Here is a 15,207-nt window from a genome sequence, read left to right on the forward strand (position 1 = left end):
TCAGACCCAGAGCATGGCGCCCATTTCCAACGGGTGGGTCAGAGCTTCGTGGTAGGGATACATCCTTAACCGCAGGGTTTGCAGCCCCGGGTAGGATGGGCGAAGCTGGGTGGCGAATACGGTTTTGCCGTCTTCATCGTCCTCCTTTTCCAGCAAAAAACAGTTAGGCGCCAAGCCATTGTGCGTCCCGGTGCATTCCGGTGTTACCAGGCACTCCACCCGAACATCGGCTGCAGTCAAACCATTAAGTGTGGCCTCAACTCTTAATTCGACGGTCTCATCGTAGGCGCACTGGCTCTCCACACAGCCCTGTACATTCAGTGTAACTTCCGGCCATGCTTCGCGTACCCGCGCTTTCCACTCTGCAAGTTCAGCAGCGAGCTTTCCGTTGTCGGCCATCAACTGCCGGCCCTGACGAGTGGCTGGTTGGTAGTAGTTGCTGACGTAATCCATCACCATGCGTTCGCTGTTAAATCTTGGGGTGATGGTTTTCATGGAAGCCTTGGAGCGCTTTACCCAGCCGGCAGAATAACCTTGCGAGGCCCGAGCGTAATACAGCGGAACCACCTCATATTCCAGCAGGTCCAGAAGGTCGCGAGCCTCTTCCACATTGCGGAATTCCGGGTCCAGATCGATATTGCGGGGCGTTATCGCCCAACCGTTCTCGCCGTTATAACCTTCACCCCACCAGCCGTCGAGAACACTGAGGTTCAGCGCGCCATTAAGGGCCGCTTTCTCACCGGATGTACCGCTGGCTTCCTTCGGGTATTCCGGAGTGTTCAGCCACACGTCCACACCACTGAGCAAGCGGCGAGCCATAGCCTGGTCGTAATCCTCCAGCAATATCAAATGCCCCATCAGAGAAGGTTGCATGGACAGGTCGTGCACTACTTTTATAAGTTGCTGTCCGGGGCTGTCCTTGGGGTGAGCTTTACCGGCAAAGATCAATACCACCGGGCGGTCGGGATCGGTCAGAATTTTCTCCAGGCGCTCGAGGTCTGAAAAAATAAGCGTTGCACGCTTATATGTGGCAAAGCGACGGGCAAAACCAATAACCAGCGGATCTTTATCCGTTGTGGTCAGTTGCCTGGCCATTCGCTCTGTTACTGAACGCCCGGTGCCGTTTCGGCTGTGCTGGCGCTTTAGGCGGCGCACCACAAAGTCACTCATTTGTTCTTTGAGAGCCTTGTGCACACTCCAGTAATGGTAATCGGGGATTTGCTCAATGAATTCCCAGAATTCCGGATTTCTCAGTTCACTTTTCCAGTTGGGCGCCTGAATATCGAACAGGCTGGACCACTCCGGTGCAAGGAACGTTGGTACATGCACACCGTTGGTGATGTAGCCAAGCGGGTTTTCATCAGGTGGGATCTGGGGCCAGATATCACCTTCCATTTTCGCGGCAACGCTGCCATGAATACGGCTGACGCCATTGTGGAAGCGGGAGCCGCGCAGGCCCAGGCTTGTCATGTTGAAAGCATCCTGGCCGGGCTTGATGCCCATTGCAAAGACCTTGTCGAAATCAAGACCGGACTCTTCCAGCCAGGCGCCCAGTGCATGCTCAACAAGTTCGCGCGGGAACACATCATGGCCTGCAGCTACCGGTGTATGCGTGGTAAACAGAGTGGACCCGGCCACCGCTTCCAGAGCCCCTTCAAAACTCAGGCCCTCATCCATCACCCGACGGCAGCGTTCGAGTATCTGAAAGGCTGCGTGCCCCTCGTTGATGTGCCAGGCCGTAGGGTGGAGGTCAAGGGCCTGCAACACCCGGGCTCCGCCGATACCCAGCAGCATTTCCTGGAAAATCCGTGTGGATTCATCCCCGCCGTAGAGCCGGTGCGTCAGGTTACGGTCCTCGGCATTGTTTTCGTCGGTGTCCGAATCAAGAAGGTAGAGACGAATATGCCCGACCCGCGCCTCCCATACTCGCGCAACGATGTTGCGACCGGGGAAGGGAACGGATACCCGGAGCACCTTGCCGTCCTTCTCTGCCAGCCTGATTGGCAGTTCATCACTGGAGTGGGACTGATACCTGGCAATCTGCTGGCCCTGGGCACCGATACTCTGAATAAAGTAACCTTGGCAATACAGCAGGCCAATGGCAACAAAGGGCAAGCCCAGGTCGCTGGCAGCTTTACAATGATCACCGGCGAGGATTCCGAGGCCGCCGGAATAGATCGGAAAACTCTCGTGAAAGCCAAACTCTGCACAAAAGTAGGCCACAAGTGAGGTTTCAGGGTTGAGTTTCTCGGTAACTTCCGGGCCTGGCTCTGCCGCCAGATACGCATCGTAACTGCTCAGCACGCGACGATATTCAGCAAGAAAGGCGCGGCTTTCGATTGTTTCGTTAATCCGTTCCTGAGCAACCCGCCGGAGAAACAGCTTCGGGTTGTGCTCAACTTTTTGCCAAAGGGTAAGGTCAATCCGGGCAAAAAGGCCACGGACACCGGGATCCCAGCTGTAAAAAAGATCATTTGCCAGTTCATCCAGGCGTTCCAGAACTTCCGGAATTCTGGGCCGGGCTTCCAGGCGGAATTCAGTGGCCTTATGCATATTGGTCATTACCTCGTGTGCAGTTGTCGACCTTGAGGTGGCTTGTTAATTCGCCCCGGTTGCTCTCTCAGCCATTATGCCGAGATACAGATCACCATAGCTTTGTGCTCTGTGTTTCCATGAATAATCACCAGACATGCCATTGTGCTGCAGCCGGCGCCAGGATTTCGGTTTTTTCCGGCAATCCAGGGCCCGTTCAATAGCCCCGAGAAAAGATGCCGCCGTGGCCTCCTTGAAACAAAAGCCGTTTGCCTTGCCTGGCCCCTCATCGGCGTAATCGAAGACCGTATCCCGCAGGCCGCCAACGGCGTGAACCACCGGCAATGTGCCATAGCGCAAACTGTACATCTGGTTCAGACCACAGGGCTCGAAACGTGATGGCATCATGAACAGATCACATCCGGCAGTAATGCGATGTGACAAAACTTCGTCATAGGCCAGAGTCAGGGACACCTGTTCTGGCCATTGCAGAGCCAGCGTCTTTAAAGGCTCTTCATAGCGGCGGTCTCCGGAACCAAGAAGCGCGAACTGACAGCCCCGCTCCAGCAACGGGGGCATAACGGCCACCAACCAGTCCAGCCCTTTCTGCTCCACCATGCGCCCGATAAATCCCAGCAAGGGGGCTTTTACTGGTTTCAGGCCTAGCTGCTGTTGCAGGTTCGCTTTGCAATAGGCTTTGTTTTTCAGTTGCCCGATGCTGTAGTGGCATTCCAGGCAGTCATCATCCTCGGGGTTCCACAACCGTGTATCAATGCCGTTAAGAATGCCGCATAGCTTGTCCTGGCGGTGCCTCAACAGTCCATCCAGCCCACAGCCGTATGCCGGTGTCTGGATTTCCCGGGCGTAACCGGGGCTTACCGTAGTTATCCGGTCGCCGAACACCAGGCCACCTTTGATAAAGGACATCTCGCCGTGGAATTCCAGCTCATGCATGTTCCAGAGAGAATCTGCCAGGCCGAGGGCGCGGAAGATTTCCTGCGGGAACAGCCCCTGATAGGCGAGGTTGTGAATGGTAAATACCGTGCCTGGCCGGTTCTGCTGATGCTCCAGAAATACCGGAATCAGACCGGTTTGCCAATCATTACAATGCACGATATCCGGCACCCAGGAAATATCTGCCTGGCCCAGTGCCATCAATGCTGCAACCCGGCAAAACAGCTCGAAACGCTGGGCGTTGTCCCACCAGTCTTCACCTTTGCTGTTCTGATACGGGTTCCCAGCTCGATCAAACAGAGCAGGGCAGTCCACCAGCCATAAGGTTACAGAAGTGCCCGGCAGCCGGGTTTGCAGAAGATTGACAATATGATGCCCAATCTGAAGCCGGGCTTTGCACAGAGCGCTTTCATTACGTGCCGCCTCCATGGCGGCGGGATACCCGGGCAGAATAATGTGCACATCGTATCCGAGGCGACAGAGGGCTTCGGGCAGGCTTGCGGATACATCGGCCAGGCCTCCGGTTTTGACCAGCGGAAACACCTCACTGGTTGCATACAGTATCCGGATCATGCCCCTGGCTCCCGTGCTCCTGCCATTCCCGTTTCGTTGAGTATAATAGCGCCCAGGGGTGGCAAGGTGAGCTCAATCGACCAGTCGCGATTCATCCAGGGTTGGCCACTGGCCTGAATCGGGTATGGGTTGCCGAGATTGGAGCCACCGTAGTATTCGGAATCGGAGTTGAATATCTCTCGCCAGACACCTCCTGATGGCACGCCAATTCTGTAGTGGTGCCGGGGAATGGGCGTAAAGTTGACCACCACAACCAGGACCTGCCCCTGGGACTGGCGTAGAAAACTGATTACCGACTGGGGCGAATCGTGGCAGTCGATCCATTCAAAGCCCTCAGGCCTGTGGCTTTGACCATGGAGGGATGTTTCCTGGCGGTAAAGGCCATTGAGGTCCTGGACCAGGCGCTTGATACCCTGGTGCTCCGGGTACTGCAGTAATGCCCAGTCCAGTTCCCGTGCCTCACTCCACTCACGGCGTTGACCAAATTCCCCCCCCATGAAGAGGAGTTTTGCGCCGGGATAGGTGTAGAGATAACTGAACAGCAGCCTTAAAGAGGCTCTCTGCTGCCACTCGTCACCGGGCATTTTATTGATCAGGCTGCTTTTACCGTGCACCACTTCATCGTGGGAAAGCGGCAACAGGAAGTTTTCCGAAAAGGCATAGATCAAGCCGAAGGTGAGCTTGTCGTGGTGATACTGGCGGTAAACCGGGTCCTGCTGAAGGTAATCCAGCGTGTCGTGCATCCAGCCCATGTTCCATTTGAGATTGAAACCGAGCCCGCCAATTTCCGGCGGCCGGGTTACGCCGGGCCAGGATGTGGATTCTTCAGCACAGATCAGGGTCCCCGGGTATCGGCTCTGGCAAACCTGATTCAGTTCGCGCAGAAAATCGATAGCTTCGAGGTTTTCGTGGCCGCCATAAGCATTGGGGACCCATTCACCCTCTTTGCGGGAATAATTGAGATAGAGCATTGACGCCACAGCATCCACGCGCAATCCATCCATGTGGAAAGCATCAAGCCAATACAGGGCGCTGCCGATAAGAAAATTCCGCACTTCATGGCGACCGTAATTGTAAATCAGTGTGCCCCAATCCTGGTGCTGACCTTTGCGTGGGTCTTCATGTTCGTAAAGCGCCGAGCCATCAAAACGGGCGAGGGCGTGGCTGTCAGTAGGAAAATGGCCTGGCACCCAATCCAGAATGACGCCAATGTTGTGGCGGTGGCAAAGATCGATCAGGTAGCGCAGGTCGTCGGGCGATCCGAACCGGCTGGTAGGGGCAAAGTAGCCGGTGGTCTGGTAGCCCCAGGATTCATCAAGAGGATGTTCGGTTACCGGCAATAACTCGATGTGCGTGAACTGCATTTCCAGTACATAGGGCACCAGTTGCTCGGCCAGCTCGCGGTAGTTCAACCAGCGCCCTGAACCATGATGGCGCCAGGAAGCCGCATGAACCTCGTAAATCGATATGGGCGACTGCTGCCAGTTCCAGTTTCCCCTGCGTGAGAGCCAGTCTTCATCACTCCACCGGAAATTCCCACGCTCTGTCACGACCGAGGCAGTTGACGGACGCTGTTCAAATAGCTGGCCATAGGGGTCGCTTTTCAGCAAATGTTGGCCCGATGCCGTGGTAATACAGAATTTGTAGAGCGCACCTGGTTGCAGTTCCGGAACAAACAGTGACCAGACCCCCGTTCCTTCATGGGGAATCATGTTGTTGCTTCCGATTTGCCATTGATTGAAGTCACCCACCACACTCACGCCCCTGGCGTGAGGTGCCCAGACAGCAAATCCGACGCCGTTAATATCGCCCAGCTTGCAAGGTTGGGCTCCCAACACGTTGTATATGTGCCAATGACGGCCTTCGCCAAAAAGCTGAAGATCAAAGTTGCTGACGGTGGGGCTTTGCATAAATCACACAGACTCCCTGAGAGACAGGTTCAGTTGGGCAATATTCGCCCCGTTTAAATAACCCGTTCGAATTTGACACTGCGATTTCGTGATAGTGATCTAATATTGTTAGGGTAGTCGAAGTTGGCGCGGAATTCTTTGATTACGCAGCACAAAAACATACAAGAAACCTCTGGGTTTTCAGGGAGAACAGCTATGCACACGGCCAAACGTTATGTCAGCCGGCTGACCCGGAACACTCTCGCACTGGTTCTTGCCGGAGGACGGGGCTCCAGGCTCCATGACCTTACCAAATGGCGCGCAAAGCCGGCCGTTCCCTTTGGTGGAAAATTCCGGATCATCGATTTTCCACTGTCGAACTGCATTAACTCGGGCATCAGCCAAGTGGGCGTGATTACACAGTATAAGTCCCATTCGCTGATGCGTCATATCCAGCGCGGCTGGGGCTTTCTTCGTGGCGAGATGGAAGAGTTTGTAGAGCTGCTTCCAGCACAGCAGCGGATCGAAACCTCATGGTACGAGGGTACGGCCGACGCTGTATTGCAGAATCTCGACATCATTCGCAGCCATCGGCCCGAATACATCCTGATTCTTGCCGGTGATCATGTTTACAAGATGGACTATGGCACCATGCTTGCCGCGCACGTTGAGAGCGGGGCTGACATCACCGTTGGCTGTATTGAAGTGCCCATTGCAGAGGCCAGCGCATTCGGGGTTATGTCTGTTGATGACGAACTGCGCATCACAGAGTTTGTCGAAAAACCCGACCACCCCCAGCCCATGCCTGGTAAACCGGGCACAGCGCTTGCGTCCATGGGTATTTATGTATTCAGTGCTCAGGCTTTGTTTGATGAACTGATTAAGGATCATGAGCTGGCAGACGGCTCATCCCACGATTTTGGCAAGGATATCATCCCGTCGGTCATCAGGCGTCTTCGGGTTATGGCCTTTCCATTTCGTGACCCGATACAGGATAAGCCGGCCTATTGGCGCGATGTTGGAACTATTGATGCGTTGTGGCGAGCAAATCTTGAACTGATCGGTGTGAGCCCCGAACTCAACCTCTATGATTCAAATTGGCCAATCTGGACCTATCAGGAGCAGTTACCCCCCGCCAAATTCGTTTTCGATGATGACAATCGCCGTGGTACAGCCGTGGATTCGATGGTGGCGGGTGGCTGTATTGTGGCCGGCTCCCTGGTACGACATTCCCTTCTTTTTTCGAAGGTTATCGTGCACTCTTACAGTAACATATCAGATACTGTTATCTTCCCGGATGTGGAGATTGGTCGCCACTGCGAGATCCGCAACGCGGTGCTTGACCGGGGCTGCAGTATCCCGGATAACACTCGAATCGGTTTTGATGAAGCAGAAGATCGGCGCCGGTTCCACGTTTCACCAACCGGCATAGTTCTGGTTACCCCGGAAATGCTTGGACAGGATTATCCCCATGGACTCTGAACTCAAGACACCCGTGGTTCTGTGCTGGCATATGCACCAGCCAAGCTATCAGGACTCGTGCACCGGGGAATTCCTGTTCCCCTGGGTGTATCTCCATGGCATCAAGGATTACAGCGACATGGTCGCCCACCTTGAACGCCAGCCAGGCGCGCGAGTTGTCGTAAACTTTGCACCGACACTGCTGGAGCAGATTGAGACCTACATCCTGCAAATCGAGCAGTGGCGGCATGGTCAGGGAAAAATCGGCGACCCAGTGCTGGCAGCACTGGTTTCGCAAACGCTGCCGGAGGCAGGAACACCCGGTTTTCTGGATCTTATGGAAAAATGCCTTAAAGCCAACCCTGAGCGCATCATCCAGCGCTTTCCCGCGTATGCCAGGCTGGCGGAACTGGCGAAGCTGTACCGCACAACAACCAATCTGCAACCCTATATTGACAACGACTTCCTGGCAGACCTACTGGTCTGGTATCACCTGGGATGGATGGGCGAAACCATCCGCCGTGAAAACCAGCTGATTCAAAGCCTGCAAGAGAAGGGCCAGAAATTTACAATGGAAGACCGGAAGGCCCTGCTGAATGAGATCTTCGGGATACTCTCAAGCATTGGCCCCAGATACCGCAAACTCGGACGTGACGGGCAAATAGAACTTTCAGTGAGCCCTTACAGCCATGCCATGATTCCATTGCTCCTTGATCCGGAATCGGCGCGAGAGGCTTTGCCTGAGATCACGCTGCCGGTCCACGCCAGTTACCCTGGTGCCGAGCAGCAGGTTGACTGGCAACTCCACCATGCAAAAACTGTTTTCGGGCGCTTTTTTGACGTGGAACCGGTTGGTTGCTGGGCATCGGAGGGCGGCTTGAGCCAGGCCACCCTCGGTTTTCTCCACCGCCACGGTTTTCGCTGGACCGGCAGCGGGGATTCCGTGCTTCGCAACAGCCTGGGGCATGCTGCTGTCGATTCCGGCGACGGAGACGATATGAATGGAGAGGGCAGTCTTCATCAGCCTTATACTTTCGGAGAGTCCGACACCACTGTTTTTTTCCGGGATGATGCGCTTTCCGATCTGATCGGCTTCACCTATTCGGACTGGCACGCCGAGGATGCTGTTGCGGATCTTGTTGGTCACATGGAAAACATCGCCGGATCCGGCAAGCCAGGAACAGTGATCTCAATCATAATGGACGGCGAAAATGCGTGGGAATACTACCCCGAGAACGGGTTTCATTTTTTAGACGAACTTTACCGGGTGCTGACAAACCATCCCCGGTTTGAGCTCACTACCTATAAGGACCTGGTCAATCAACCATTGGCCGAGCCGGTGAAGTTGCCGCACCTGGTTGCGGGAAGCTGGATTTACGGCACCTTCTCTACCTGGATCGGCGACCCGGACAAAAACCGGGCCTGGGATTTATTGTGCGAGGCAAAAATCCACTTTGACCGGGCGATAGACAGCAATACACTCAGTCCCGACCAAGCAGAAGCCGCCAGGCGGCAGTTGGCCCTCTGCGAGGGGTCCGACTGGTTCTGGTGGTTCGGAGATTATAATCCGGCACCGATTGTCCGTGATTTTGAACACCTTTACCGACGTCACCTTGTCAATCTGTATAACCTGATCGGATACCCAGTGCCCGATTCGGTCTTTCAGCCACTGAGCCAGGAGATTGCCGCCAATAAAGTAGCCGCTGAAAGAAGTACCATGCGACGAGGGCATGACAAGGACGCAACACCATGACCCCGGCGATGGGGGGCGATCTGTTTCTCCAGCGGCGAGCCGGCGTTCTGTTGCACCCCACGTGCCTGCAGGGCCGCTGGGGCGTGCTGGGCGCCAGTGCCCGCCATTTTATTGATTTTCTTTCCCGCAGTGGTATGCAGGTTTGGCAGACCCTGCCGACCGGCCCGACCCACGACGATCTTTCGCCTTATCAGTCCCTCAGTGCCCATGCCGGAAACACGAACTTCATCGATCTGGCGGAACTGCTCCCTGCCGACCTGGTTACTTCCGATGAGCTTTCCGGCGTGAGCGGCTCGCAAGCCCGCCGGCATATTTTCGACCTTGCGAGCCAGCGTTTTTTCGATGGTGAACTCACAGGCCAAATTGAACTGACCCATTGCGAATACGATCGGTTCTGCAAAGCAAACGACTATTGGCTAAATGATTTTTGCCTGTTCTGTGCCATCAGGGAATCCCATCCGGGAACCGACTGGCTTGAGTGGCCACCGGAACTCAGGGAAAGAGACCCGCATGCACTGCGGGATTTTGCAGATCACCATCATGCGCCCCTGCGCCGAATCCGGTTTGAACAGTATTTGTTTCACCATCAATGGCAAAAACTACGCGAGTATGCGCGTGCGCGAAACGTGCTGCTGTTTGGAGACATTCCTATTTTTGTTGCCCATAACAGTGCCGATGTCTGGGCGAATCGTGATCTGTTCAAGCTCGACAATGAGGGGCGATCAACCGTGGTGGCGGGTGTGCCACCGGATTACTTCTGCTCTGAAGGCCAGCACTGGGGCAACCCGCTCTATGATTGGGACGCCATGGCGAGAGACGGTTACCAGTGGTGGCTTGAAAGACTGGGCAGCCAGAAACAACAGTTTGATCTGGTCAGGATTGATCATTTCCGGGGGTTGCAGGCCTACTGGGAAATTCCTGCCGACCGGCCCGAACCCCGGAACGGCTATTGGGTGCCAGGTCCTGCAGATGCATTTCTTGAAGCCTGTTTCAGGCGATTTCCCGGGTTACCCCTGGTTGCAGAGAATCTCGGCGTCATCAGTGACGACGTGGAACAACTCAGGCAACGGTTCAACCTTCCCGGCATGACGGTCATACAGTTTGGGTTTGATGGCAGCCCCAACAACCCGCATCTTCTGAAAAACCATCAACCCCGGAATCTGGTCTACACCGGCACCCATGATAACGATACAACTCTGGGGTGGTACCTGAGCCTGGATGAACACATGCGACATTATGTCGCTCAATGCCTGGAACACTATGGCGACGATATGCCCTGGCCAGTTATCCGGGCAGCCTTTGACTCAGTAAGCACGCTGGCCATTATCCCGATGCAGGACCTGTTGGCACTGGGGACTGAGGCCCGGTTCAATACGCCTGGCACACTCACCAATAACTGGGTGTGGCAGTTGGACCAAATGCTGTTATCGGCAGAACTGGCGACCAGAATACGGGATCTGCTCTCATTCTATCGCCGATTAATTTGACTCCCTGTTCACATTTTGACCACAATCAAAACGTAACACCCGGCAGTTGTGGATACTAAAAGAACAATTCACGATCTTCTTCTGTGTCAAGGGGAGGCTAGACATGGAACACCGGCTCAGCAAGCGTATACCGGGTGAACTGAAACTCCTGATTTACAGGCGGGGAATGCCTGTTGCAACAGGGCGCATCAAAGACGCCTCGAAACAGGGGTTGTTCATCAATACGGATTATAACGACATTCAGTTAAACCAGATGCTGGAGGTTGAATTCCGGTTTCCGGGAAACCCGGACAAGCAACTTTGTCGTATCAAAGCACATGTTGTTCGCATGGCGGATGAAGGTTTGGGCGTGGATTTTGGTGAAACCAACCGTGATGCCCTCACAATCTCAAAGCTTGTGCGCTGGCTCAGCGAGCAACGAATAGCCAGCCACTATTTCCCCTCCCTCAGGCGGGCATAGTGGCATTCATTTAAACCTCATACAGGATTCGGCTCGTGACCCTGGCTGCCTATACACCGCGATCTTTGCCAGAGTCACTGGCCGGTCTCATTTCACTTGCACTTGATCTTCGCTGGAGCTGGCACCACGGCGGTGATGTGCTCTGGCGCGCCCTCGATGCGGAAACCTGGGACAGTACACACAATGCATGGCTGGTACTCAACAGCGTTTCTGCCGAACGTATGGCAGAACTTGCCGAGGACCCGGGCTTTCTGAGGCATTACCAGGAGCAGGTCCGGGCTCACGATGCCTTTATTCATGCTGAAACCTGGTATTCAAAGTCTTGCCCCGGAAGCCTCAAAAGCGGTGTTGCCTATTTCTGCATGGAATACGGCCTCAGTGAATGTTTGCCGTTATACAGCGGGGGGCTCGGGGTATTGGCAGGCGATTTTCTGAAAGCTTCCAGTGACCTGGGCGTGCCAGTTATTGCTGTTGGCCTGCTTTACCAGCAGGGTTACTTTCGCCAGGCCATAAACACCGAGGGTGATCAGCTCGAATTTTACCCCTACAACGACCCAACCATGCTGCCGGTTTCACCACTTGCGGGTGAGGATGGACAGTGGTTGCGGATAACAGTGCCCTTTCCCGGGCGGGACATTCGGTTGCGGGCCTGGAAAGCACAGGTCGGACGCTGCCAGTTACTATTGCTCGACAGTAACGACCCACGCAACGAACCCGGAGACCGTGGAATCACCAGCGAACTGTATAATGGCGATCCGGAGAAGCGCTTACAACAGGAAATGGTTCTCGGCATCGGAGGCTGGCGCCTGCTCCGACAGCTCAACATTGAACCGACAATCTGCCACCTGAACGAGGGCCATTGTGCATTCGCACTCATTGAGCGTGCGTTAAGCTGGCAAATTGATCATCAGACTGATTTTGAAACCGCACGCACTGCCAACCGGCCAACGAACCTGTTTACTACACACACATCCGTGGCTGCAGGGTTCGATGTGTTTACCGATTCCCTGATAAAGCTGTATGTGGAGCCCTGGCTCAGGGGTAGCCAGTTAACACCTGAGCGACTGTTACAGCTGGGAAAGCAGAATGGTTCCAGCGCTGAAGCAACCGGTAACGGGCCTCTGAATATGGCGTGGCTTGCCCTGAACATGAGTGGACGGGTAAACGGCGTCAGCCGAATCCATCAGGAGGTTACAAAAGCTATTCTTCAACCGTTTTTCCCGCGCTGGCCGGCGGATGACATACCGGCAGGGTACGTGACCAACGGGATTCATACCCCGAGCTGGGATTCGCCGGAATCCGACGCTATCTGGACCCGGGCCTGCGGTAAAGATCGTTGGCGGCGCCCGCTGCTGCATACCTGCCCAATGGCAGACATTCCGGATGCGGATCTCTGGGCTATGCGTCTGGCGCAACGCACCCGGCTTATCCACTATCTTCGGAAACGGTTGGCCAGCCAGCATTGCCGGCAGGATACGGTCCACGGCGCCGTTAAAGATCAAGCCGCAGCTTGCGGGTTGCTGCTGGATAACGAAACCCTGACCCTGGGTTTTGCCCGACGCTTTACTGACTATAAACGCCCGGATCTGCTTCTGAAACATGAGGAACGGCTGGTCAGGATGCTCGATAACCGGGACCGCCCGTTACAAATCGTGCTTGCAGGCAAGGCCCACCCCTACGATGAGCGTGGCAAGCAACTGATCAAACGCTGGAAGCAGTTTTCACGTCGGCCTGAAGCACAGGGCAAGGTTATTTTTGTAGAAGACTACGACCTCGGCATTGCCACCCAGCTAGTGCAGGGTGTTGACGTTTGGCTGAATTGCCCGAGACACCCCTGGGAGGCCTGCGGCACCAGTGGAATGAAAGTGCTGGTAAACGGAGGCCTGAACCTCTCGCAACATGATGGCTGGTGGGCTGAAGCCTGGAGCAGCGACGTGGGTTGGGCCATCCGCCCCGGTGCATCCTTTGACGAACTCGAGAACTCCGACAGGTACGATGAAGATGACGCTCTTGAGCTCTATGAGATTCTGGAGCATGAGGTTATCCCGGAGTTTTACCAGGCAGATCAGGATGGGTTACCCCGCGCATGGCTGAAACGTATTCGCGCAAGCATGGACCAATTAACAGCGGCATATTCCGCTAACCGGATGGTGCGGGAATACATCGATGCGTTCTATCTGCCTATGGTGGCTCTGGGCCAGCAACGCACCCCGGAAGTTGCAGCCGGGCTCGTTCGGGAATACTGGGAGATCGACCAGCACTGGCCCAAACTCCGGTTCAGAGCGGTAAACATGGATGAATCGGAAGGCATGCAAACCTACACCGTCGATGTGTACCTGGATGGTGTCGCCGAACACCGGATTGGGGTCGAACTGGTGGCTGAGGAATCGGAATACGGCCCAAGAACCGTTACAGAAATGGCGATGAAGTACGCGCTCAGTGGATCCAGTCATGGGTTTGTCTACCAATGTGCGGTGCCTGCCAGGCCGGAAGGGCACTACACGCCTCGTCTCCGCCTGAAAGACCAACGCCTCAGCCTGCCCATGGAGAACCCGTCAATCGCCTGGCTGAACTAGCTGCGCCAGAAAGCTGGCGAGAACACGATCACTACACTCAGGATTTCCAGGCGCCCCATCAGCATGCCCACCGCCAGGATCCATTTGGCAGCATCAGGCAATGGGCCAAAATTACCTGCAGGGCCAATAATATCCCCGAGACCTGGCCCGACGTTGGTCAAGGCGGTAAGAGCACCGGTCAAAGAGGTCACGAAATCCAGCTGCATGGCGGCAAGAGCCACGGTGATCAGCAACATGCACAGAAGGAAGATAAAGGTATAGGCGATCATCGAAGCAATGATATCGTCACTGACGGCCCGGCCGTTATAATTGCGGGTAAGTACCGCGCGGGGGTGCAGCAACCGGATCATCTGTTCCCGCAGTATGATCAGGGAGAGCTGGAACCGGAAAATCTTCATGCCCCCGGAGGTCGAACCGGAGCAGCCCCCGATAAACATCAGAAAGAAAAACAACACGAAGGCCAGGGGACCCCAGGCTGAGTAATCCTCCGAGGCGTAACCGGTTGTGGTCACAACAGACGTGACGTTGAACAGGGTGGCGATGTAATTGTGGAATGGATCAAACGGAACCGGAGAGACGGCCCAGCGGTAAAGCGTTAAAAGCGCTGGCACAACAAGCAAAATGGTCAGAAACAGCCTGACCTGCTGATCCCTGAATAACACCCCGCGCTGGCCATGGAGTTCCCTTACAAAGAGGAAGAAGGGCAGGCTGCCGATCATCATGAAAAACGACGCTTCCACAAGGATCAGGTTGTTGAACTTACCCATGCTCAGATCCGATGTGGAAAAACCTCCGGTGGCTATGCTGGTCAGACCATGGTTGAACGCATCGAACAGCGTCATGCCCGACAACCAGTATGTGATTACAGCGATAGTTGAAAAGGCAAGGTAAACAAACAAAAGGCCGCGGCTGAGGGTCTTCATTCTTGGAAGGGCCTTGTCTGTCCACTCGGAAGACTCAGTTGCGAACAGCCGCATACCACCAACGCGAAGAAATGGCAGCACGGCCACGAACATGCCGATTATTCCGATGCCACCTATCCACTGCAGAATTGAACGCCAGAGAAGCAGGTCTCTGTCCATGGTATCGAGACCACTGAATACCGTTGCTCCTGTGGTGGTAATACCCGAGGCCCCTTCGAAGAAGGCATCCGCGGCAGAAATGCCATCGTCACTGAGATAAAAAGGAAGGGAGGAGAGCAGGGCGATAATAAACCAGGACGACACAGTAAGGACAAACATGTACCGTGGTTTCAGGTCCCGCGGTTGGCGATATGTGGAAGCTATACCCAGCATGCCAATGCCAAATACAATGGAGGCAGACTCCACAAATGATGCTGCATTCGGCGCTTCCGAGCCGAGCAGTAAAAATACCGGTAGCGTCATGAATATGCTCAACAGCACAAACATGAGGCTGACAATGAAAACAACAGGATAGAGGTTTCTCAATGGATGCCCGAACCAGCTGAACCGAGAGAGGCGTCAGAATACCTGCGGGGGAAGTCATCCGCAAGGTAACAGAC

The 15,207-nt window shown here is 54.9% G+C and carries 9 protein-coding genes; 5 read left to right on the forward strand and 4 right to left on the reverse strand.

The annotated features are described in order from the left end of the window. The 3 genes from glgP (CDH48_RS10955) to glgB are packed head-to-tail and all read right to left on the reverse strand — an operon-like array spanning nucleotide 1 to nucleotide 5,969. Nucleotides 1-2,562, reverse strand: a complete 2,562-nt coding sequence (gene glgP / locus CDH48_RS10955) for an alpha-glucan family phosphorylase (RefSeq protein ID WP_227521053.1) — start codon at nucleotides 2,560-2,562, stop codon at nucleotides 1-3. A gap of 36 nt (nucleotides 2,563-2,598) precedes the next feature. Further along, nucleotides 2,599-4,059: a glycogen synthase GlgA gene (gene glgA / locus CDH48_RS10960; RefSeq protein ID WP_100688770.1), complete on the reverse strand. Its 1,461-nt coding sequence runs from the start codon at nucleotides 4,057-4,059 to the stop codon at nucleotides 2,599-2,601. After that, nucleotides 4,056-5,969, reverse strand: a complete 1,914-nt coding sequence (glgB, locus tag CDH48_RS10965; RefSeq protein WP_100688771.1) for a 1,4-alpha-glucan branching protein GlgB — start codon at nucleotides 5,967-5,969, stop codon at nucleotides 4,056-4,058. The genes glgA and glgB overlap by 4 nt, the downstream gene beginning before the upstream one ends. 195 nt (nucleotides 5,970-6,164) lie before the next feature. Between glgB and glgC the strand changes: the two genes are divergently transcribed. The 5 genes from glgC to glgP (CDH48_RS10990) all read left to right on the forward strand — a co-directional run bounded on the left by glgC (nucleotide 6,165) and on the right by glgP (CDH48_RS10990) (nucleotide 13,685). Continuing rightward, a complete protein-coding gene (glgC, locus tag CDH48_RS10970) occupies nucleotides 6,165-7,430 on the forward strand; it encodes a glucose-1-phosphate adenylyltransferase (RefSeq protein WP_100688772.1) in 1,266 nt (421 codons plus the stop codon). Continuing rightward, nucleotides 7,420-9,162: a glycoside hydrolase family 57 protein gene (locus tag CDH48_RS10975; RefSeq protein WP_100688773.1), complete on the forward strand. Its 1,743-nt coding sequence runs from the start codon at nucleotides 7,420-7,422 to the stop codon at nucleotides 9,160-9,162. The genes glgC and CDH48_RS10975 overlap by 11 nt, the downstream gene beginning before the upstream one ends. Further along, on the forward strand, nucleotides 9,159-10,649 hold the full coding sequence (gene malQ / locus CDH48_RS10980; protein ID WP_100688774.1) for a 4-alpha-glucanotransferase: 1,491 nt from the start codon (nucleotides 9,159-9,161) through the stop codon (nucleotides 10,647-10,649). The genes CDH48_RS10975 and malQ overlap by 4 nt, the downstream gene beginning before the upstream one ends. A 103-nt stretch (nucleotides 10,650-10,752) precedes the next feature. Then, a complete protein-coding gene (locus CDH48_RS10985) occupies nucleotides 10,753-11,109 on the forward strand; it encodes a PilZ domain-containing protein (protein ID WP_100688775.1) in 357 nt (118 codons plus the stop codon). Nucleotides 11,110-11,144: 35 nt separating this feature from the next. Next, the gene (gene glgP / locus CDH48_RS10990) at nucleotides 11,145-13,685 is read left to right on the forward strand and encodes an alpha-glucan family phosphorylase (RefSeq protein WP_100688776.1); all 2,541 of its coding nucleotides are present in this window, start codon (nucleotides 11,145-11,147) and stop codon (nucleotides 13,683-13,685) included. On the opposite strand, the gene CDH48_RS10995 is transcribed toward glgP (CDH48_RS10990), so the two are convergent. Further along, a complete protein-coding gene (locus CDH48_RS10995) occupies nucleotides 13,682-15,094 on the reverse strand; it encodes a TrkH family potassium uptake protein (RefSeq protein WP_100688838.1) in 1,413 nt (470 codons plus the stop codon). The genes glgP (CDH48_RS10990) and CDH48_RS10995 overlap by 4 nt on opposite strands. Between the last annotated feature and the right edge of the window lie 113 nt (nucleotides 15,095-15,207).

Origin of the sequence: Marinobacter aromaticivorans, assembly GCF_002806975.1 — a bacterium.
In the GTDB taxonomy this organism is placed as follows: Bacteria; Pseudomonadota; Gammaproteobacteria; order Pseudomonadales; family Oleiphilaceae; genus Marinobacter; species Marinobacter aromaticivorans.

Excerpts from the sequence above, each read along its gene's own strand:
- glgP (WP_227521053.1), bottom strand. The coding sequence starts at position 2,562 with ATGACCAATATGCATAAGGCCACTGAATTCCGCCTGGAAGCCCGGCCC.
- glgA (WP_100688770.1), bottom strand. The coding sequence starts at position 4,059 with ATGATCCGGATACTGTATGCAACCAGTGAGGTGTTTCCGCTGGTCAAA.
- glgB (WP_100688771.1), bottom strand. The coding sequence starts at position 5,969 with ATGCAAAGCCCCACCGTCAGCAACTTTGATCTTCAGCTTTTTGGCGAA.
- glgC (WP_100688772.1), top strand. The coding sequence starts at position 6,165 with ATGCACACGGCCAAACGTTATGTCAGCCGGCTGACCCGGAACACTCTC.
- CDH48_RS10975 (WP_100688773.1), top strand. The coding sequence starts at position 7,420 with ATGGACTCTGAACTCAAGACACCCGTGGTTCTGTGCTGGCATATGCAC.
- malQ (WP_100688774.1), top strand. The coding sequence starts at position 9,159 with ATGACCCCGGCGATGGGGGGCGATCTGTTTCTCCAGCGGCGAGCCGGC.
- CDH48_RS10985 (WP_100688775.1), top strand. The coding sequence starts at position 10,753 with ATGGAACACCGGCTCAGCAAGCGTATACCGGGTGAACTGAAACTCCTG.
- CDH48_RS10995 (WP_100688838.1), bottom strand. The coding sequence starts at position 15,094 with ATGTTTGTGCTGTTGAGCATATTCATGACGCTACCGGTATTTTTACTG.